At 61.1% G+C, this 19,056-nt stretch carries 18 protein-coding genes; 12 read left to right on the top strand and 6 right to left on the bottom strand.

Annotated elements, in window-relative coordinates:
• Window position 1 precedes the first annotated feature (1 nt).
• The gene (locus MGMAQ_RS16895; protein WP_052716500.1) at window positions 2-991 is read left to right on the top strand and encodes an alpha/beta hydrolase; all 990 of its coding nucleotides are present in this window, start codon (window positions 2-4) and stop codon (window positions 989-991) included.
• 321 nt (window positions 992-1,312) lie between these two features.
• Entirely contained in the window at window positions 1,313-2,344 is a 1,032-nt protein-coding gene (locus MGMAQ_RS16890; protein WP_046020119.1) for an IS110 family transposase, read from the top strand.
• Window positions 2,345-2,597: 253 nt separating this feature from the next.
• Here the strand turns inward: MGMAQ_RS16890 and MGMAQ_RS16885 are convergent, their stop codons facing one another.
• Window positions 2,598-2,936, bottom strand: a complete 339-nt coding sequence (locus MGMAQ_RS16885) for a hypothetical protein (protein ID WP_148561004.1) — start codon at window positions 2,934-2,936, stop codon at window positions 2,598-2,600.
• Window positions 2,937-2,970: 34 nt separating this feature from the next.
• On the bottom strand, window positions 2,971-5,040 hold the full coding sequence (locus MGMAQ_RS19905; RefSeq protein ID WP_052716499.1) for a PAS domain S-box protein: 2,070 nt from the start codon (window positions 5,038-5,040) through the stop codon (window positions 2,971-2,973).
• Between the two features lie 207 nt (window positions 5,041-5,247).
• Between MGMAQ_RS19905 and MGMAQ_RS16875 the strand changes: the two genes are divergently transcribed.
• The 6 genes from MGMAQ_RS16875 to MGMAQ_RS16850 all read left to right on the top strand — a co-directional run bounded on the left by MGMAQ_RS16875 (window position 5,248) and on the right by MGMAQ_RS16850 (window position 11,731).
• A complete protein-coding gene (locus tag MGMAQ_RS16875) occupies window positions 5,248-6,438 on the top strand; it encodes an aspartate aminotransferase family protein (RefSeq protein WP_046022469.1) in 1,191 nt (396 codons plus the stop codon).
• The gene (gene argF, locus MGMAQ_RS16870) at window positions 6,435-7,343 is read left to right on the top strand and encodes an ornithine carbamoyltransferase (protein WP_046022468.1); all 909 of its coding nucleotides are present in this window, start codon (window positions 6,435-6,437) and stop codon (window positions 7,341-7,343) included. The genes MGMAQ_RS16875 and argF overlap by 4 nt, the downstream gene beginning before the upstream one ends.
• Complete coding sequence (locus MGMAQ_RS16865) at window positions 7,340-8,224, top strand: Hsp33 family molecular chaperone HslO (RefSeq protein ID WP_046022467.1); 885 nt, start codon at window positions 7,340-7,342, stop codon at window positions 8,222-8,224. The genes argF and MGMAQ_RS16865 overlap by 4 nt, the downstream gene beginning before the upstream one ends.
• Before the next feature lie 173 nt (window positions 8,225-8,397).
• Window positions 8,398-9,396 carry a cadherin-like domain-containing protein gene (locus tag MGMAQ_RS16860; RefSeq protein WP_046022466.1) on the top strand — a complete coding sequence of 333 codons (999 nt, stop codon included), beginning with the start codon at window positions 8,398-8,400 and terminating at the stop codon, window positions 9,394-9,396.
• A gap of 9 nt (window positions 9,397-9,405) precedes the next feature.
• Entirely contained in the window at window positions 9,406-11,091 is a 1,686-nt protein-coding gene (locus MGMAQ_RS16855) for a cadherin-like domain-containing protein (RefSeq protein ID WP_046022465.1), read from the top strand.
• 64 nt (window positions 11,092-11,155) lie between these two features.
• Entirely contained in the window at window positions 11,156-11,731 is a 576-nt protein-coding gene (locus tag MGMAQ_RS16850) for a hypothetical protein (protein ID WP_148561003.1), read from the top strand.
• A gap of 15 nt (window positions 11,732-11,746) precedes the next feature.
• Here the strand turns inward: MGMAQ_RS16850 and MGMAQ_RS16845 are convergent, their stop codons facing one another.
• A complete protein-coding gene (locus MGMAQ_RS16845; protein ID WP_046023466.1) occupies window positions 11,747-12,793 on the bottom strand; it encodes a site-specific DNA-methyltransferase in 1,047 nt (348 codons plus the stop codon).
• A gap of 130 nt (window positions 12,794-12,923) precedes the next feature.
• Window positions 12,924-13,541 carry a ribonuclease HII gene (locus MGMAQ_RS16840; protein WP_198409133.1) on the bottom strand — a complete coding sequence of 206 codons (618 nt, stop codon included), beginning with the start codon at window positions 13,539-13,541 and terminating at the stop codon, window positions 12,924-12,926.
• Between the two features lie 120 nt (window positions 13,542-13,661).
• Between MGMAQ_RS16840 and MGMAQ_RS19900 the strand changes: the two genes are divergently transcribed.
• Both MGMAQ_RS19900 and MGMAQ_RS16830 read left to right on the top strand, forming a co-directional pair.
• Complete coding sequence (locus MGMAQ_RS19900; RefSeq protein ID WP_052716497.1) at window positions 13,662-14,882, top strand: YjgN family protein; 1,221 nt, start codon at window positions 13,662-13,664, stop codon at window positions 14,880-14,882.
• 2 nt (window positions 14,883-14,884) lie between these two features.
• Window positions 14,885-15,994: a M48 family metallopeptidase gene (locus MGMAQ_RS16830; protein WP_046022463.1), complete on the top strand. Its 1,110-nt coding sequence runs from the start codon at window positions 14,885-14,887 to the stop codon at window positions 15,992-15,994.
• Here MGMAQ_RS16830 and MGMAQ_RS16825 read toward each other — a convergent pair.
• The gene (locus MGMAQ_RS16825; protein ID WP_046022462.1) at window positions 15,986-17,074 is read right to left on the bottom strand and encodes a PA0069 family radical SAM protein; all 1,089 of its coding nucleotides are present in this window, start codon (window positions 17,072-17,074) and stop codon (window positions 15,986-15,988) included. The two genes, MGMAQ_RS16830 and MGMAQ_RS16825, sit on opposite strands and share 9 nt — an antisense overlap.
• Window positions 17,075-17,156: 82 nt before the next feature.
• Here MGMAQ_RS16825 and MGMAQ_RS16820 point away from each other — a divergent pair, with 82 nt between their 5' ends.
• Both MGMAQ_RS16820 and MGMAQ_RS16815 read left to right on the top strand, forming a co-directional pair.
• Window positions 17,157-17,828: a TIGR04283 family arsenosugar biosynthesis glycosyltransferase gene (locus tag MGMAQ_RS16820; protein ID WP_046022461.1), complete on the top strand. Its 672-nt coding sequence runs from the start codon at window positions 17,157-17,159 to the stop codon at window positions 17,826-17,828.
• Window positions 17,821-18,435 (top strand): TIGR04282 family arsenosugar biosynthesis glycosyltransferase, encoded by a 615-nt coding sequence (locus MGMAQ_RS16815; RefSeq protein WP_046022460.1) that lies wholly within the window; start codon window positions 17,821-17,823, stop codon window positions 18,433-18,435. The genes MGMAQ_RS16820 and MGMAQ_RS16815 overlap by 8 nt, the downstream gene beginning before the upstream one ends.
• On the opposite strand, the gene MGMAQ_RS16810 is transcribed toward MGMAQ_RS16815, so the two are convergent.
• Window positions 18,396-19,055 (bottom strand): DUF2927 domain-containing protein, encoded by a 660-nt coding sequence (locus MGMAQ_RS16810; protein WP_046022459.1) that lies wholly within the window; start codon window positions 19,053-19,055, stop codon window positions 18,396-18,398. The two genes, MGMAQ_RS16815 and MGMAQ_RS16810, sit on opposite strands and share 40 nt — an antisense overlap.
• Window position 19,056 lies beyond the last annotated feature (1 nt).

The raw sequence follows: 19,056 nt of genomic DNA, 5'->3' as shown, positions 1-19,056 counted from the left end.
GATGATCCGGGCCTTTCCGCTCGGCCTGCTTCTGGCCTTGCTCGTTGCCTGCGCCCCTGGAACTCTGCCACCGGGCGATCCCGACATTTCCCCCCGACTGACCGCAACGGCCTTCCTGGCCTCTGATGGCACCGCTCTGCCGCTGCGGCGATGGGAACCGGCGGGCCAACCCAAGGCGCTGGTTTTAGCCCTGCACGGTTTCAACGACTATTCCAGTTTTTTCCATACCACCGCCGAGGCCCTGGCGGATCAGGGCATCCTGTCCATGGCCTACGATCAACGCGGTTTCGGCGCCAATGAAGATGTGGGTTATTGGGCCGGGGTCGCGGGCTATACACGCGACATGCGCGAGGCCATCGCAGCGGCCCGGCAGACCTATCCGGAGCTGCCGCTGTTCGTGCTCGGCGAAAGCATGGGCGGGGCGGTCGCCCTGGTCACCCTGAGCGCCCCGAATGCTCCGGCGGTCGATGGGGTCATCCTGTCGGCCCCGGCGGTCTGGGCGCGAAAGACCTGGCCGTTCTATCAACGCTGGGCCCTGTGGCTGGGGGCGCACAGCCTGCCCTGGTTGCCGGTCAGCGGGCGGGGCCTGAATATCAAGCCCTCGGACAATATCGAGATGCTGCGGGCTCTGGGCCGGGATCCGCTGATTATCAAGGATACCCGCATCGGCACTATTTGGGGCCTGGCCAACCTGATGGATTCAGCCCTGGAAGCGGTGCCCCGGTTCGATCGCAAGGCGCTAATTCTTTATGGTTCCAAGGACGAAATCATTCCCGGCAAACCGTTCGACCGTCTGGTGGCAACACTCCCGGACGACGCCCGCTTGCGACAGACCCTGGCTTTATATGATGGGGGCTGGCACATGCTGCTACGGGATCTGAATGCCGATCTGGTCCATGCGGATATCGCCGCTTGGATCGAGGATGCCACCCAGCCCCTGCCCTCGGCGGCGGACATGCGGGCTCGGTTGCGGCTGAGGCGACCTTATTGATACCGATTGAACCCAATCCCGTTTTTCGTGCGGGATCCCATCCGATCCAACGCGACCCGATCCAACAGGCTGCTGAAAAAGTGTTATCCGACGGCCCGCCTCGCCCTTCGACAAGCTCAGGGTGAGGCTAACAAGTTGAAAGTTCAAAGGCCCTCATGCTGAGCTTGTCGAAGCATGTGTCGCCACATGCTCGAAATCGGACTTTTTCAGATGGCGGTAATCGAGCAGTCAGGGATTGCCTAGACAGTCAGCTGGTCTCCACACTCGGTCTTGATCAAGTATCCGGGTCAATTCCTGGACATGGAACAGAGGAGACCAGCTATGGAGTATTTTGTTGGAATGGACGTATCGATGGCAAGCATTTCGATCTGTGAGATTGATGCAAAGGGAACCGTCATTCGCGAAGGCAAGGTGTCAAGCACACCCGAGGCGGTCGCCACTTGGCTCGAGGAAAGCGGGCGTGGCTTTGCGCGAATTGGGTTGGAAGCTGGCCCTCTGGCGCCTTGGCTGTACGCAGGACTGTCCAGTCGGGGCCTCCCTGTGATTTGTATCGAGACCCGGCAAATGAAGGCCTTTGCCAGCGCCAGCCCAGTCAAGACGGACCGTCGCGACGCCCGCTTGATCAGCCAGGCGATGCGGACCGGTTTGTACCGCGCGACCCACGTCAAGACCGCGCGCAGTCAGGAGCTCCGGATGGTGCTGACCCATCGGGAGACCCTGGTTCATCAGGTCCGTCAGTTGTCCAATACGGTACGAGGAACATTGAAAGCTTTCGGCCTCAAGGTCGGTATGGCGCGCGGACGCCTTTTCGCGGCGCGGGTTCGGGAATTGACGGCTGATAACCCGCACCTCAGCGCAGCCGCCGAGCCGCTCTTGCTTGCGCGCCAAGCCTTGCTCGAACAACTCGACAAGCTCGACCGGCAGGTTCATGCCGCTGCGCGCGATGATAGCGTTTGCCGGCGCCTGATGACCGTTCCCGGCGTCGGCCCGGTTACCGCCCTCGCTTTCAGGACAGGACTCGACGTGCCGGAACGGTTTCAAAAGTCGGTCATGGTCGGCGCCCACTTCGGGCTTGTCCCACGCAGATACGCCTCGGGAGAGCAGGACCGAAGCGGCCCCATCAGCAAGTGCGGAGATGCCATGGTTCGTTGGCTTTTGTTCGAGGCCGCCAATGCACTTCTCACTCGAACCCGCCGTTGGTCCTGGCTCAAACACTGGGGGCTCGCGGTCGCCAAAAGGCGCGGGATGAAACGCGCCAAGGTAGCCGTTGCCCGGCGTCTCGCCGTAATCATGCATCGCATGTGGATCGACGGCACGGACTTCCAGTACCGCAAGGAGGAGACCGCCATCTAAACACAACGAAAACCGAGATCGCCTGAAGGGCGGCCAGGACGCGTGGCGACGCGCGGGGCTCGGATGACAGCGCGCAGGCTGCAGTGGCGTAAGACCACGCTTTTCAGATTGCTGCACCCGATCCCCCTTGATCCCCATCATGCGGCGACGACGTCGACCGCGGACAGAAGCAAAGGGCGCCACATAACCCAGGTTCAAACCGACGGCTTGGAAATCAGCTTGACTCAAATGACTCGATTACAGAAGCAGCCTGCTAACGCATCTGCCCGGGGCGGATGCTTTTGCGCCGGTCAGCGACAAACTCGCGGAACGGGTCCAGGGAATGCCAGGCCTCGCGGCCCCGGTCGATGCAGGCCTCGTTGGGGGTCTGTTCCAGGATCAGGCGGTTTTCGCCGTTGGTTTTGGACAGAAAGGCCAGCCATTTCTCGTTCTCTTCGTCATCCACCAGACCGGTCTGGGCCATGCGACCCAGGTCAACGCCCATCCGGTAAACTTCCTCGCCGAAAATCCGCAGGTCTTCCGGGCAGACGGCCCGGGCGGGGGTGGCAAAACAGGCAAACAGCGTTAGGGCCATCAAGAGTCTGGCGGTCACGGGGTATCCTCCGAGGTTCGATCCGGCCCCCAGACTACTCAATGGATGGGTCGGGGGGCAACCGGGATCCGCTCTCGTCGCTTTCCGGGGTTTCCTGGGGTTCGAAGGGCAGGTCGAAGCGGAAGCAAGCACCTTCGTCTTCTTCGGAATCCACCCATATCCGTCCGCCATGACGCTCGACAATGCGCTTGCATAGGGCGAGGCCGATTCCGGTGCCGGGGTGGCTCGACGGGCTATGCAGGCGACGGAAGATCTCGAAGACACGCGCATGGTAGCGGGGCGCGATCCCGGTGCCATTGTCGGCAACGCTAAAGCGCCAGGCCGATGATCGCCGCTCCGCTTGCAGCCGAATAACCAGCGGTCTGTCGGGGTGTCGGTATTTTATGGCATTGCTGATCAGGTTTTGAAATAGCATGCCAATCTGCATGCCATCGGCGCGGATCTCGGGCAGATCATCGGTTTCCATGACCACCCCTGATTCGACAATGCTTTCATTGAGGTTCCGTTGCACGGCATCCAAGACCTTGCCCACCTTGACCGGCCCGAAGGGCTCGGCACGGGCGGTCACCCGGGAGTATTCCAGCAAGCCGTTGACCAGGCCGCTCATGCGGGTGGCCCCCTCGGCAACGAATTCCAGGTACTCCTTGGCCTCATCGTCAAGGGCAGAGGCATGCTTTTGGCTGAGCAATTGAGAGAAGCTGATGATGGTACGCAACGGTTCCTGAAGGTCGTGGGAGGCCACGTAGGCAAATCGCTCCAGTTCGATGTTGGACTGGGTCAGCTCTTCCACCGTGCGCAGCATACGGGCTTCGGCTTCCTTGTTTTGTGTCACGTCATGGGCAATGCCTTCCACCGCGACCACCCGTCCGGACTCGTCGGTCACCGGGCTTTCGGCCACTTCCAATCGTCGCACAGAGCCGTCCTTATGGGTGATCTCCACCTCGTAAGGGGGCTGTTTCTCACCGCGAATGGCGGCTTCCGTATGGGCCATGACCTGGTCGTTGAGTGCGCAGTCGGTCAGGTATTCCCCGTAATGGGTCATGAATTCATTTTGCCGGTATCCGAGAATTGCCGTCACCGAGGGACTGACATAGTCGAACACCCCATCAACGGTATGGGAGTATAAAAAGTATTCGCTTTGGATTTCCTCTACCAGGCGCCGATATTTTTCCTCGCTGCGGCGCAGTTCCCGTTCGGCCTCGATCTTGCTGGTAATGTCGGTGAGGATGCAATGGGTCTGACGGACATCTCCTGATTCTTCGTAGCCGATCTGGCCCTCGACACTGACGATGCGCGTATCGCCTGTCTTATTCTGCATCCGGAATTCCGCATCGTGGATATCGCCTTCTTTCAGGAATCTGGGCAGCCGGTCTTCCAGCAGGGTTTCCTGTCCCGGGGCCAGAAACTGGGAAATAGGACGGCCGATAACATCCAAACGGCCATAACCCATCAATTTCAGCCAAGCATCGTTGACCTCGATGATCCGCCCTTCGGCATTGAGGGATTGATAGGGGAGCGGGGCTTGTTCATAGAGCCTGCGGAAGCGTAGTTCGCTTTCTCGCAGTCGGGCCGTGCGTTCTTCGATGCGTTTTTCCAAAGTAGCGTGGATATCGCGCAGTTCCGCTTCTGATGCCTTGATCTGAGTGAGATCGGTAACAAAGGCGAATGCCGCCACCGCCTCGCGCGTTTCTTCCGCGCGCAGCGTGGTGGCGTTGAACATACAAGGCAAGGCCGAGCCATCCTTGCGGGTCAGAGTGATCTCATAGGTCCGGTGATCGGTTGTGCCGATCTTGCCCGTTTGCTCTTTAAATATGGCGGCGTTGGCTTCATCGGCAAAGGCCAGGGGTGTTTTCCCCAAAATCTCCTCGCGCCCATAGCCGAGCATGACGCATAGGGCGTCATTGACATCCAGGGATACCTTGGTCACCGGGTCAATAACCCAGAACCCTTCGGACGTGGCGGCCACCATGGAGCGGATTTGCCGGGCCGTCTCCTTGTTTTCGGCGGCATGGGCCCGTAACCGTTGCCGTGCCACCAGCCATAGACCGGCCATGATCACGGCAATCGGCAATGAAAGAAGTGCAATAATATCCATGCCGTCCATGGCGAATTGCTCCCCACGGGAATTTCAAGCCCCCGATTGATCGGCCAGTATAGCCCAAATATCCGAACCAGCCGAGAGACTGTTTTTTCTGATTCATTTTAAATTGACAATCATCGTGATTGACAGATGCGCTTGTGAAAAGGATACTCCGCGTTTTTTCGAATCGGACCTTGGCCCAGTTTGCGGCCAGTTCGGGAGACGAGAGTGATGATTACGGCGGTTATGCCCACCTACGCCCGCATCGACATGGCGTTCGAGCGCGGTGAAGGCTGCTTTCTTTTTGATACGGAGGGAAAGCGGTATCTGGATTTTGCCGCTGGCGTGGCGGTGAACGCGCTGGGTCACGCGCACCCCCGTATGGTCGCTGCGCTGACCGAGCAGGCGGGCAAGCTATGGCATTGCTCCAATCTTTATCGGGTCGCGGGCCAGGAAACCCTGGCCGAACGGCTGGTGGATCTGACCTTTGCCGATACGGCCTTTTTCACCAATTCCGGGGCCGAGGCCGTGGAATGTGCCATCAAGATGGTGCGCAAGTACCACCATGCCGATGGCCATCCGGAAAAACATCGGGTGATCTGCTGCACCAATGCCTTCCATGGCCGCACCCTGGCCACCATCGCCGCCGGGGGGCAAAGGAAGATGCTCGATGGTTTCGGCCCGGATATGGATGGATTCGACCATGTGCGATTCGGCAACCTGAATGAGCTGCGCGCCGCCATTGGTCAAAAAACCGCGGCCATCCTGGTGGAACCGATCCAAGGCGAGGGTGGAATCAATACCGCCACCACGGAATTCCTGCGTGGCCTGCGCGCCGCGGCGGATGAATTCGGCCTGCTTTTGGTATTCGACGAAGTCCAAAGCGGCGCCGGACGCACCGGCAAGCTGTTCGCCCACGAATGGGCCGGCATCGAACCCGATATCATGGCCGTGGCAAAGGGGCTGGGCGGCGGTTTTCCGGTCGGCGCCTGTCTGGCCACCGAAAAAGCGGCCAAGGGCATGACCCCCGGCAGTCACGGCAGCACCTATGGCGGCAACCCGCTGGCCATGGCCGTGGCGAACGCCGTGCTCGACGTGATGACTGAGGAAGGCTTTTTGGCCAACGTGGAAGCCATGGGCGCGCGATTGGGTCAGGGTTTGGACAGACTGGTCGCCCGTTATCCGACCATACTGATAGAGAGCCGGGGCATGGGCCTGATGCGCGGTCTGCGATGCAACGACCATGTGACCAATACAGACTTTATTACTAGGGCCCGGGCCCGGGGACTGTTGCTGGTTCCCGCCGGAGAGAACGTGGCCCGATTGCTGCCGCCGCTGATTGTCGGCGCGGCGGAAATTGACGACGCCCTATCCCTGCTGGCGACGGTCTGTCGCGAGATCGAAGAGGAGCAACAGTCATGACCACGGCACCGAAGCATTTTCTGGACCTGGACCAGTTGGATAGCGACACGCTGCGCGCCATCCTTGATACGGGTCGGGCCTATAAGACCGGTTCGCGGGTGGACCTGCCGTTGGAGGGCCGCACTCTGGCGATGATCTTCGAGAAGCCTTCCACCCGGACCCGGGTGTCCTTCGAGGTGGCGGCCCATCAATTGGGCGGCAACACGGTGATCATGGATGATTCCACCACCCAACTGGGGCGCGGTGAAACCGTCGCCGATACGGCGCGGGTGCTGTCGCGTTATGTGGACGCCATCATGATTCGCACCGACGATCCGGCCAAGCTGATTGAATTGTCCAGCCATGCCACCGTGCCGGTAATCAATGGCCTGACCGATGCCTCGCACCCTTGCCAGTTGATGGCCGATATCATGACCATTGAGGAACATCGCGGCGGGATTGAAGGACAGGTTCTGGCCTGGTGCGGCGATGGCAACAATGTGGCCAGTTCATTCATTCAGGCGGCGGCCCGATTCAATTTCACCCTGCGCCTGGCCTGTCCGAAGCAATTGCCGCCCAACGCCGATGTGGTGGACTGGGCACGTAAGGAAGGAGCCGAGATTGTCGTCACCGATGATCCGAGAACGGCCGTTTCGGGCGCCGATTGCGTGGTCACCGATACCTGGGTCTCCATGGGCGACGCGGATGCCGAGGCTCGTCACGAAATGCTCGTACCGTTCCAGGTAAACGAGGATCTGATGACCAAGGCCAAGGCCGACGCCTTGTTCCTGCACTGTCTGCCCGCCCACCGGGGGGAGGAAGTGACCGAGGGCGTCATCGATGGCCCCTGGTCGGTGGTCTGGGATGAAGCGGAAAACCGCCTGCATGCGCAAAAGGGCGTTCTGGCCTGGTGTCTGGACCGATGACCGCTCCGATGATGGACGATGACCTGATCCAGCCATTCCAGGTGGAACCCTGCGGTCTGCGGGGCCGTCTCGTGCGCCTGGGCCCGGCCCTGGTTGATCTGCTGTCGGGGCAGGACTACCCGCCGGTGGTTGCCCGCCTGTTGGGCCAGGCCGCCGCTCTGGCCGCCGTGCTGGCCTCGTCACTCAAGTACGATGGCCTATTCACCTTGCAAATCAAAGGCGATGGACCGGTTTCCATGCTGGTCTTGGACGTGTCGTCGGACGGCGACATGCGCGGCTATGCCCGGTTCGAGCGGGACCGGATCGATGGCCTCGACGGCGCGGATGTGCCGCACCTGCTGGGCGCCGGACAGATGGCCTTTACCGTCGACCAGGGCGCCGACACGGAACGCTACCAGGGCATCACCGAACTGGAAGGCGCCACCCTGGGGGAATGTGCCCAGGCCTATTTCCGCACCTCGGAACAGTTGGAAACGGCGATTCTTTTGGCCTGCAACGGGGAACGCGCGGGGGGATTGATGGTCCAGCGGTTGCCGGATGCGGCGGGCGAAGATCCGGATGACGCCGAAGAAAACTGGCGCCGGGGAGTGATCCTGGCCTCCAGCGCCAAGGCCATGGAATTGACCGATGAATCTCTTCCGGCGCAGCAGCTCTTGTTGCGGCTGTTCCACGAGGATGGCGTGCGGGTTTATGACCCCCGGCCTCTGCGGTTCAACTGCCGTTGCTCATACGAAAAGGTCGAGGCGACGCTCAAGGCCTTTCCGGTCGATCAGGTGGCCGACATGGTGGTCGATGACCGAATCGAGGTCACCTGCGAGTTTTGCCAAACTACCTATGTCATGGACGGCACGCCGCTTAAATCGCTCCTCGAGCCAGAATAACCTTCAGGCTCCATCGATCCAAAGCGGTCTTTCATCAGAAAATCCGCCGAAAACGTTACGATATCGGAATTATTGTGATATCCATCACAGTCGTCCTATCCTTTTTGATAGCATAGTGGAGCCATGAGCGAGGCGGAATTGCGCCTTATGATACCTATGGACGGAGACGATTGATGGCCGAACAAATGAATGATGATCTCAATCCCGAACAGGACGACGACGCCCCGCGTAACGGTCCCGAAGGTGATGATCAGGATCTGGCGTTCATGGATGAAGACTCCGGCCCGGGCCTTGATGACGTCGAGGAGCAGGATCTGGTTCGTGGCCCCGGCGATGAAAGCGGCGAAGACTTGGTTGCCATGGGCAATGTCCAATCCACTCAGCGCCAAACCCAAGAGGCCATCGAACAAGGGGGCGCCCAATCTGGTGCCGCCGAGGCCATCGAAGCCACCGATGCAAGCATCGGCAGTTCGTCCGTCCATGGCAATCTGCTGTCCAAGTTGGCGGATGAAGGCCGTGATACCAGCGGATTGTTTGTTCGGGAAGTCAGCTTTCGAGGCAACCGCGTTTCCTTCGGCGATTCGGAACAGGTCCAGACAGACGACCAAGGCCGGGAATTCGTCCAGGTTCAAACCGATAGCGGCCAGTTGGTGGTCTTCCAAGACGGCGGCTATGAATTCGCGCCGGTGGACGATGGGATCGTGGATCCGGTGAACGACGAATTTGTCGTCATCGTCGAGAACGAAGAAGGTGACACCGCCACCGTGACCCTGGCCCTGACCGGTACCGATGAAGACCTGATTGAGGCAATCACCGTCAATTCCGGTCCGACCACCACCGACCAGTCCTTCACCATGAACGAAGATGGCACGCTGACCATCACCGAGACCCAATTACTGGCGGGATCCGCCGATGCGGACGGCGATACCCTGACGGTTTCCAGTATCGACGGGGTATCCAACGGTACCTTGGTGGACAACGGCGACAGCAGTTGGACCTTTACTCCCGATGCCGATTGGAATGGCGATCTGAGCTTCTCCTACACGGTCGTGGACGGCGAAGGCGGATCAAGCACCGCGGACCTGGATATTTCCGTGGCCTCGGTCAATGACGGCCCGACCACCCCTAAAGGGTCCTTCACCATGAACGAAGATGGTACCCTGACCCTTTAACAGGATCATTTGCTCGCCGGATCCGCCGATGCGGATGGCGATATCCTGGCCGTGACTTCCATTGACGGGGTATCCAACGGCACCTTGGTGGACAACGGCGACGGCAGTTGGACCTTCACCCCCGATGCCGATTGGAATGGCGATCTGAGTTTCTCTTATACGGTCGTGGATGGCGAAGGCGGATCAAGCACCGCGGACCTGGATATTTCCGTGGCCTCGGTCAATGACGGCCCGACCACCACCGATCAGTCCTTCACCATGAACGAAGATGGCACCCTGACCATCACCGAGACCCAATTGCTGGCGGGATCCGCCGATGCGGACGGCGACGCCCTGACGGTTTCCAGTATCGACGGGGTATCCAACGGCACCTTGGTGGACAACGGCGACGGCAGTTGGACCTTCACCCCCGATGCCGATTGGAATGGCGATCTGAGTTTCTCTTATACGGTCGTGGATGGCCAGGGCGGCAGCAGTACATCTGATCTCAATGTGACCGTGGTCGATGTGGCGGAAGCTCCGGTGGTCGATTCCTCTTTGTTTACCAATGGCAACAACAACGTCAACCTGGCAACCGCCGACTCGGACTATGGCGCCGACAAGATCTATGATGCCCAGGCCGGTCATGACACGGTCCAGGGCGGCAGCCTGAATGACACCATCATTGGCGGGACCGGCAATGACCGGCTGTACGGCAATGACGGCGACGATGTGTTCATGGTCGACTCCAACGACGGCTGGGACCGTTTCTCGGGCGGCGCCGGTGAGGATACGGTGGTGGCGACCGATGGCGATGACACCATCACCACCGACCATTTCGCCGACTATCGCACGGTTGAGACCATCGACGCGGGGGCCGGTAACGACACCATTTCCGGGTCTTCGGGCAACAACACCTTGGACTTCACCAACACGACGCTGGAAAGCGTCGAGGCCATTGACGGCGGGGCCGGGCACGACACCATCAAGGGCTCGGCGGATGCCGACACCATCATTGGCGGGACCGGCAATGACCGGCTGTACGGCAATGACGGCGACGATGTGTTCATGGTCGACTCCAACGACGGCTGGGACCGTTTCTCGGGCGGCGCCGGTGAGGATACGGTGGTGGCGACCGATGGCGATGACACCATCACCACCGACCATTTCGCCGACTATCGCACGGTGGAGACCATCGACGCGGGGGCCGGTAACGACACCATTTCCGGGTCGTCGGGCAACAATACCCTGGACTTCACCAACACGACACTGGAAAGCGTCGAGGCCATTGACGGCGGGGCCGGGCACGACACCATCAAGGGCTCGGCGGATGCCGACACCATCATTGGCGGGACCGGCAATGACCGGCTGTACGGCAATGACGGCGACGATGTTCTGACCGGTGGCGCCGGCAATGACCGGCTGTACGGTGGCGACGGCGACGATCTGTTTGTCTGGGGCGCCGGTGGTGGCAACGACTCGGTATATGGCGGCAGCGATTGGACGGATATGGTTCACTTGGATTCGTCATCCAAGGGTGCCGACGATTTGGGCTGGCAAGTGGAAACCGACGATGGCGAAACTTTCACCATCGATCCCAACAATTCGGATCAGGATTTGCACAGCTTTACCGACAGTGCCAATGGCACCGTCACCGATTTGGATACCGGCGAGGTTCTGACCTTCAACGACATTGAGGGTATCGAATGGGGCTGATGACGGTCTTGTAGGCGGCTGCCGGTCGTGGCACCATGACCGGATGATCCATGGACTTTCCATCGTGAAAGCGGCTTTGGCCGTTTTCCTGGTCACCCTGGCGGCCTGCGACACGGCGGCGCCCGAGCGGCCCTCCCTTTCCCTCAGCTTCACGCAGCAGGGCCCTTTGAACCTGGATGTCACCGGCGTACGGGTCGAGTCTCGCTACTTCCCGCCCATGCAGGACCCCAATGTGGACCATGAGTTCCCGGTTCCGCCGCTCACCGCCATGCGTTCCTGGGCCTCGGACCGCCTACGGGCGCGGGGCGCCAACGGTATTGCCGTGCTGATGATCGAGGATGCCTCGGCCCGCAAGGAAGGGCTGAAAACCGATCGGGGGGTCAGTGGTCTGTTCAAGAATGAACAATCTGATCGCTATCATGTGCGGGTGGCCGCGACACTGGAAATCCGCGACACCCGGGGCAATGTTTTGGCCACGGCATCCACCCGGGCCAGCCGGTCGGTGACCACCCCCGAAGGCATCACCTTGGCCGAGCGGGATCGTGTCTGGTTCGAAATCACCGACGAATTGATGCAGGACTTCGACGACGAAATGGAACGTCGCATGCGCCTGCACATGCCCACCTGGTTGAAATACTGATCCACCGAACGGGTATCAGTGCAACTCCGCGCGCAGCTGCTGACGCAGCATGTCGATGGGGATCAAGGTCCCTTCCACGTCCATATTCCAGAACTGCCAGCCATTGCAGCTCGGCGCCTTTTGCACATGGGCGCCGACCTTGTGGATGGAGCCCTTGAAGTCGGCGGTGATGATGGTTCCGTCGGCGCGCACCCGGGCAGAATGGCGCTTCTTGGGGCCATAGAGCACGGTGCCCGGCTCCAGCAGCCCCCGCTCCACCAGCCAGCCGAAGGGAATGCGCGGCTGTTCGCGCTTGGACGGGGAATTGACCAATTGCGGATCGGGGGCGGGCACCACCTGCGCAATGCGCTTGCGGGCCACATCGATATATTTTGGATCACGCTCGATACCCAGATACCGACGGCAGAGACGCTTGGCCACGGCACCGGTGGTCCCGGAGCCGAAAAACGGATCAAGCACCAGGTCGCCCACCTCGGTGGAGGCCATGATCACCCGGTGGAGCAGGGATTCGGGCTTCTGGGTCGGATGGGCCTTGTCGCCGTTTTCGTCTTTCACTCGCTCGCCGCCAGTGCAGATAGGCAGGTACCAGTCCGAGCGCATCTGGAGATCTTCATTCAGCGCCTTCATGGACTCGTAGTTGAAGCGGTACTTGGAATCCTTGGACTTGGCCACCCAGAGCATGGTTTCGTGAGCATTGGTGAATCGCCGTCCACGGAAGTTGGGCATGGGGTTGGCCTTGCGCCAGACGATATCGTTGAGCATCCAGTATTCCAGATCCTGCAAGATCGAGCCGACGCGATAGATGTTGTGATAGGAACCGATCACCCACAAGGTCCCGTTGGGTTTCAATACCCGGCGGGCCTCGGACAGCCACCGACGGGTAAAGCCGTCATAAGCACCAAAGGTATCGAATTTGTCCCAGGCGTCATCCACGCCATCGACCACCGAATTGTTGGGGCGCAACAGTTCGCCATCGAGCTGCAGGTTATAGGGTGGATCGGCGAAGACCATATCGACGCATTCATCAGGCAGGGATTCCAGCGCGGCGATGCTGTCGCCCATGATGATCCGGTCGGTTTGCAGGCTCGGTTTCTTGCTCGTGGCCACGGTTTGGGTCCCCCAAGGAGTCGACGTGAAGACCCTAATTGAATCAAAGACATGTTAATAAATGTTTGCGCCTACATGTGGAATCTCAGGACTCCCGGGGACTCAACATCTTGCGTATGGGGGCAAATGAGCGCCGATGATGGGGCGTGACTCCGAGCCGCGCCAGACCGTCTTGATGGGCCTTGGTGCCATACCCGGCGTTGTCGGCCCAGGCATAGCCGGGGAACTGCTCATCCAGTTGGCTCATCAACCGGTCGCGGGTCACCTTGGCGATGATGGAGGCGGCGGCGATGCTCAGGGATCGGCTGTCACCCTTGACCACGGCTTCCGCCGGGCAAGGCAGCTCCGGCGGAACCTTGTTGCCGTCGATCAGCGCCGCCGCCGGAACCATTGGCAAGGCGGCGATGGCCCGGTGCATGGCCAGAAAGGTCGCCTGAAGGATGTTGAGTTGGTCGATCTCCGCCACGCTGGCTTCACCCAAGCCCACCCGGGCGGTTGTCATGATCGGCTCGAACAGGGCCTCGCGCCGCCGGGCGGTTAGTTTCTTGGAATCATCCAGGCCCTTGGGCAGACAGTCGAAATCGAGGATCACCGCACAGGCGGTCACCGGCCCGGCCCAGGGGCCGCGCCCCACCTCGTCGATGCCCGCCACCGGGGTGCCGAAGCGCGTTGCCAAGTCTCGTTCCCAGCTCAGGTCAGGCATGGGGTGACCCATCTAAATCATATGGCTGCATATTGTAATACTTATCGCCTTTCATTAGTATTTCCGCCAATGCCGGATTCAATGTAGGCTCCGGTCAATGCCGGGCAAAGGGGAAAAGCCATGGAAGGTTCTGTACCGAGCACGACCGAAGGCCCGGCGGAAAGTTCGCCGCCGAAGAAGGATTGGCTGGGCTTCACCGGGCGCCGGGGGCCACTGATCGGGTTGCTGATCAAGAACACGATCCTGACCGTTCTCACCCTGGGGATCTACCGCTTCTGGGCCAAGACCCATGTGCGGCGTTATTTCTGGAATCATCTGCGGGTCGGCAATGATCACCTGGAGTACCTGGGCACCGGCGGTGAGTTGTTCAAAGGCTTCCTGTTCGCCTTGGTGATTCTGTTTCCTGTCGGCTTGATTTTCGGTGCGCTGGCGCAATTCGCCGGGTCCCCGGACTCACCGGCCTACATGGCCGTCACGATTTCCCAATTTCTGGTTTATTATCTGTTGATCCAGATGGCCGTCTATCGTTTGACCCGCTATCGCCTGTCCCGCACGGCTTGGCGCGGCGTGCGCTTCGGCCTCGACGGCAAGACCATGGGCTATGTGATGCTGGCCATGAAATGGAGTCTGTGGACCGCCCTCACCCTCGGTATCACCTATCCCTGGATGCGGGTTGCGCTGACTCGATATAGAGCGGACAACGCCCGCTTCGGCGATGGCGCCTTCTCGTTCATTCCCGCGCCGGATCTGGCGCGTTCCCTGCTGTTGCCCTGGCTGGCTTACCTGGGCTGCTTCGGGGTGGCGACGGTGGCCATCGGCAGTGGCACCCTGTTTATTGCCGAGTTGATGGATTCCGGGTCCACCATGGAAGGTGAAATCTCCGGCCCCATTATCGCCTTTGCCTTTGTCGTCTTCGCCCTGTCGGTCATTCCCTACTATTGGTACCGGGTGCGGGAGGTCCAGTTGTTCAGCCAGGCCCTGTCTTTCGGCGGGACCCGTTTCAGCGCCGATATCCGCTTCGGACGCGTGGTTGTGATCGCCCTGGGGGCCACCCTGGTAATCCTGGGCGCGCTCTTCGTTCTGGTCATGCTACCTTTTCTGAGCATGGCCAGCGGCGGGACGGAAAGCGCCATCGGGCTGGCCATCCTGGGGTTCTTGCTGTTCACGCTGTTGCAGGGAGTCCTGGTCACCCTGCTGCTGATCTATCCGCTGCTGAAGCATTTCTGCGAGACCTTCCAGACCACCGGCCTGGAACCGCTAACGGCCGTGGCCCAATCCACCGCCGAACGGCCATCCCATGGCGAGGGGCTGGCCGACGGGTTGGATGTGGGGGCGTTCTGACCTTGGCCCAGGGTACTTTTCACGACGGCCTGAGTTCCCGCCGCCATTCCGTTTCGGTAGCCCGCGAGGCGGCGGACCTGGTCCTTCGCGACGACAGCGAGACCATCCTTGCCCGCTGGCCGCTGGCCGAGGTGCGTCTATTGGATCGACCGGACGGGGAACGCCCCGGGCGATTGGGTCTGGGGCGATCTGGGGATGCCCGGCTCATGCTTTTTCAGGCGGATTTCAACGTCATTGCCCCTTGGTGCCCCAATCTGACCAAGAGCGATGTAACCTGGCAAAGCCATGGCCGACCCATGCTGCTTTGGGGCGGTGGAGCGACCCTGTCGGTGTTGCTGCTGTTCTTCGTGGTACTGCCCTGGCTGGCCCGGGTGGTGGCCCTGTCCCTGCCCGGAGACTGGGAGCGGGATCTGGGGCAGGCCACCGAGGAGTTTCTTATCACAACCATCGCCCGGCTGGATGGCAAGGACCCGGACCGGATGGTCTGCGCCGGAAAGGATGGCGCCCTTATTCTGGCCCGGATCAACCAACGTTTGGCCACGGATTCCCGCATGGGCCTGGAGCATCCGCCCAGCCTGACGGTGATAGACACGGATCTGGTCAATGCGCTCGCCCTGCCCGGGGGGCGCATGCTGCTATTTCGGGGCTTGATCGAAGAGGTCGAGCACCCCAATGAGTTGGTCGGCGTACTGGCCCACGAAATGGGGCATTTGGCCAAGCGGCACCCCACCGAAATGGCGGTACAGGCGGCCGGAACCTCGGTGCTGATTTCGCTATTGATCGGCGACGTAACCGGCGGCGCGGCCCTGGCCCTGTTGGGGGAATCGGTGATCAATGGGGTCTATTCCCGTGACAAGGAGCGCGAGGCCGACGATCTGGCCGTCGCCATCATGACCACGGCGGGCTGGGATCCCAAACCCTTTGCCCGCTTCTTCGACCGCTTGGCCGAGGATCAGGGGAGCCTGGAAGAAACCCTTGCCTGGGTCTCCAGCCACCCCCTGTCCGAAAATCGCGCCACCGCCATTCGAGAGATTCAGGGGCCCGACGGCATCGCCATGACCGATTTGGAATGGGCCAAGGTCAACGGAATCTGTGGCGGGCGCTCAGAATAGCGCCAGTTGATCCCCCGCCCGGGGCGGTGGCGCGAAGCGGCTGCAATCCAATGTCGGGGGAGTCATGGAATCGTCCAATCCCAGCTTGCGGCTGATCACCTTCAGCCGTTGCGACAACAACCGGGCGACCGGGCCGGTCCCGCTCATGCGGCTGTGGAAGCGTTCATCACTCAGTTGGCCGCCGCGACATTGCCGAATCAACGACAGCACCCGCTCGGCCCGCGCCGGGCGGTGCGCCCGCAGCCAGTCGGAGAACAGGCCTTCGAGTTCTTGCGGTAACTTGATCATCAAATAGGATCCGTGAACGGCCCCGGCTTTTTGACCGGCGGTGAGGATGGCTTCCAGTTCGTGATCGGTAAGCCCCGGAATCATCGGCGCCGCCATCACACCGGTGGGGACTCCGGCCTCGGCCAGGGCGGTGATGGTGGCCAGCCGCTTGGCCGGGCGGGCGGCGCGGGGTTCCAGCGCGCGGGCCAGATCCTCGTCCAGGGTTGTCACCGACAAACAGGCCCGGGCCATGCCCGCCTGGGCCATGGGGCCGATCAAGTCCAGATCCCGGGCAATGAGGCCTGATTTGGTGACGATGGTGAAAGGATGCTTGTATTGAACCAATACTTCCAAAATGCTCCGGGTGATTTTCAGCGTCCGCTCCACCGGCTGATAGGGATCGGTATTGGTGCCCAGGGCCACCGGCGCGCAACGGTAGTTTTTCTTGCGCAGTTCTTTTTCCAGCAAGGCCGGGGCGTCGGGCTTGGCAAACAGCCGGGTCTCGAAATCCAGCCCCGGTGACAGGCCAAGCCAGGCATGGCTGGGTCTTGCATAACAGTATATGCAGCCGTGCTCGCAGCCCCGATAGGGATTGATGGACCGGTCGAAAGGGATATCCGGTGACGTGTTGCGGGTGATGATCGAGCGGCTGGTATCGGTCTCGACGGTGGTGCGCAGAGGCGGGAGGTCCTGCTCGATGGTGTCCCAGCCGTCATCAATCGGTGATCGGCTGTGGGGATCATAGCGCACATCCGGATTGTCGACGGCCCCCCGGCCCTTGCGGGGCCTGTATGGCGCGGACTCTTGGACCATCCGGGCACTCCCTCATCGAAACAGAACAAACATAGAATATATTTTCCTCCCCAGCCTGTCCATCCAATGCTATGGATTGGCCATGCTATCGATCGTCATTCCCACCTTGAACGCCGCCGCGCGGTTGCCGGACTGCCTGAAGGCCCTGAGCGAACCGCCCATGGAGGCAGAGATCATCGTTGCCGATGGCGGCTCGGTGGATGGCACGCCGGTATTGGCCAAACGCCTGGGCGCCCTGGTGATCAAGGGGCCGGTGGGGCGGGGCCCGCAACTGGCCGAGGGTGCGCGGCAGGCCCATGGGCAATGGCTGTTGTTTCTGCATGGCGACACGGTGCTGGCCCCGGAATGGAAGCAGGCGGTGACGGATTTCATCGCCGATCCCTTGAACCGGGAACGGGCGGGCTATTTCCGATTCAAGCTCGATGACGACAATGGGGCGGCCCGGCGGATGGAAAAGATGGTCGCCTGGCGCTGTGAGACCTTCAATCTGCCCTACGGGGATCAGGGGTTGCTGGTTTCCCGGTCCTATTACGACAAGATCGGCGGCTATGCCCGGATACCCTTGATGGAGGATGTGGATATCCTCAAGCGCATCGGGTTGGTGCGGCTACAAGAACTACAGGCCGACGCGGTTACCTCGGCGGATCGATACCGGCGCGATGGCTACGTTCTGCGGCCGTTGCGCAATCTATCCCTGCTGGCGTTATACCTCCTCGGCATGGAACCGGAACAATTGGTCAAATACTATGGCTAGGGCAAGAAATCATCTGGTGGTCTTTGCCAAGGCGCCGCGCCTGGGCCGGGTCAAATCGCGTCTGGCGCGGGATGTGGGGCCGGTGACCGCCTGGGCTTTCTATCGACAATGTGTTGCCACCACAACCCACCGCCTGGGTAGTGACCGGCGCTGGACGAGCTGGTTGGCGGTCACGCCGGATCGAGAGAGGGGTGCGGTCTATTGGCCTCGGGGTTGGCGCATCATCGGCCAGGGCAGGGGCGACCTGGGGCGCCGCATGGCCAAGCCCCTTTATGAGCTGCCGCCAGGCCCCCTGGTGCTGGTGGGAACCGATATTCCCGACCTGGGCGCAAAACAGGTGGCGGAGGCCTTTCGGCTGCTGGGGGATCATGACGCGGTCTTCGGCCCGGCCACCGATGGCGGATTCTGGCTGGTGGGCATTCGGCGCTCTCCGCGCACCCCAGGCTGCCTCTATGACCATGTGCGTTGGTCGAGCCCCCATGCCCTGGCCGATACCTTGAAAAATCTGGCGGGCCTGAAGGTCGCCCTGTTAGCGCCCCTGTCGGATGTGGATGAGGGGGCCGCCTACTATTGCTGGCTCAAATCGCGCAGGATCTCCGACAGATGAGGGGCCGCCTCGGCGCGGGTCATACCCGGGCGCAGCAAGGGATCATAGAGTGCGCGCAACAACATCTTGTCCTGCCAGGCGGCATCGGGGCGGGCACTGGATTCGTGCAGCAACGATCCCGGAATCAGGTCCGAATCATCCAGTAATCCGAAGGCCTGAAAGATCTCCTCGGCCAAGCAATGGTCGATCTGTTCCGGCGAGACCGGAGCGAGGTGGATTTCGGCCCGCTGGATCACTCCGTCGTCGTCATGGGTCACTTCCGTATAACAGGGAGCGGACCGTCCGGCGGCGCGGCGCACACTGCCGGTATTGGTCAGGATCAAGATGAAGTTGGGCGTGCCGCTGAAGGAGACCGGACGATCGGCCAGGGCGGCGAAGTCGAAGATCAGTTGTTCGGCTTTGTCCCACAACCGCGGTGGCATACCGCCTTCATAGTCCGGGATGATGGGGCCCTCCCAGCGCAATAGCCGCCCGGCCCGCTGCCCCCCCATGAATTCACTGGAAAAGGCTGCCCGGTCGAATTGGGCGACCAGTTGCCGCTCCGAAGGGGTCAGGGTCAGCGGAACATCTTCGGCTCGACAGCCAGTCAGCAATAGCAGGGCAAGCGGAAACCAGCGCACG

It is taken from the genome of Magnetospira sp. QH-2 (assembly GCF_000968135.1).
Taxonomy (GTDB): domain Bacteria; phylum Pseudomonadota; class Alphaproteobacteria; order Rhodospirillales; family Magnetospiraceae; genus Magnetospira.
Note: the sequence above shows the minus strand (reverse complement) of the source record. Positions and strands in the feature narration are given on the sequence as shown.

Bases quoted from the DNA above. Each gene is read 5' to 3' on its own strand.
- MGMAQ_RS16890 (WP_046020119.1), top strand. From the start codon at position 1,313: ATGGAGTATTTTGTTGGAATGGACGTATCGATGGCAAGCATTTCGATC.
- MGMAQ_RS16840 (WP_198409133.1), bottom strand. From the start codon at position 13,541: ATGCCTGACCTGAGCTGGGAACGAGACTTGGCAACGCGCTTCGGCACC.
- MGMAQ_RS16860 (WP_046022466.1), top strand. From the start codon at position 8,398: ATGGCCGAACAAATGAATGATGATCTCAATCCCGAACAGGACGACGAC.
- argF (WP_046022468.1), top strand. From the start codon at position 6,435: ATGACCACGGCACCGAAGCATTTTCTGGACCTGGACCAGTTGGATAGC.
- MGMAQ_RS16895 (WP_052716500.1), top strand. From the start codon at position 2: ATGATCCGGGCCTTTCCGCTCGGCCTGCTTCTGGCCTTGCTCGTTGCC.
- MGMAQ_RS19900 (WP_052716497.1), top strand. From the start codon at position 13,662: ATGGAAGGTTCTGTACCGAGCACGACCGAAGGCCCGGCGGAAAGTTCG.
- MGMAQ_RS16820 (WP_046022461.1), top strand. From the start codon at position 17,157: ATGCTATCGATCGTCATTCCCACCTTGAACGCCGCCGCGCGGTTGCCG.
- MGMAQ_RS16815 (WP_046022460.1), top strand. From the start codon at position 17,821: ATGGCTAGGGCAAGAAATCATCTGGTGGTCTTTGCCAAGGCGCCGCGC.
- MGMAQ_RS16875 (WP_046022469.1), top strand. From the start codon at position 5,248: ATGATTACGGCGGTTATGCCCACCTACGCCCGCATCGACATGGCGTTC.
- MGMAQ_RS16845 (WP_046023466.1), bottom strand. From the start codon at position 12,793: ATGGGCGACAGCATCGCCGCGCTGGAATCCCTGCCTGATGAATGCGTC.
- MGMAQ_RS16865 (WP_046022467.1), top strand. From the start codon at position 7,340: ATGACCGCTCCGATGATGGACGATGACCTGATCCAGCCATTCCAGGTG.
- MGMAQ_RS19905 (WP_052716499.1), bottom strand. From the start codon at position 5,040: ATGGACGGCATGGATATTATTGCACTTCTTTCATTGCCGATTGCCGTG.
- MGMAQ_RS16825 (WP_046022462.1), bottom strand. From the start codon at position 17,074: ATGGTCCAAGAGTCCGCGCCATACAGGCCCCGCAAGGGCCGGGGGGCC.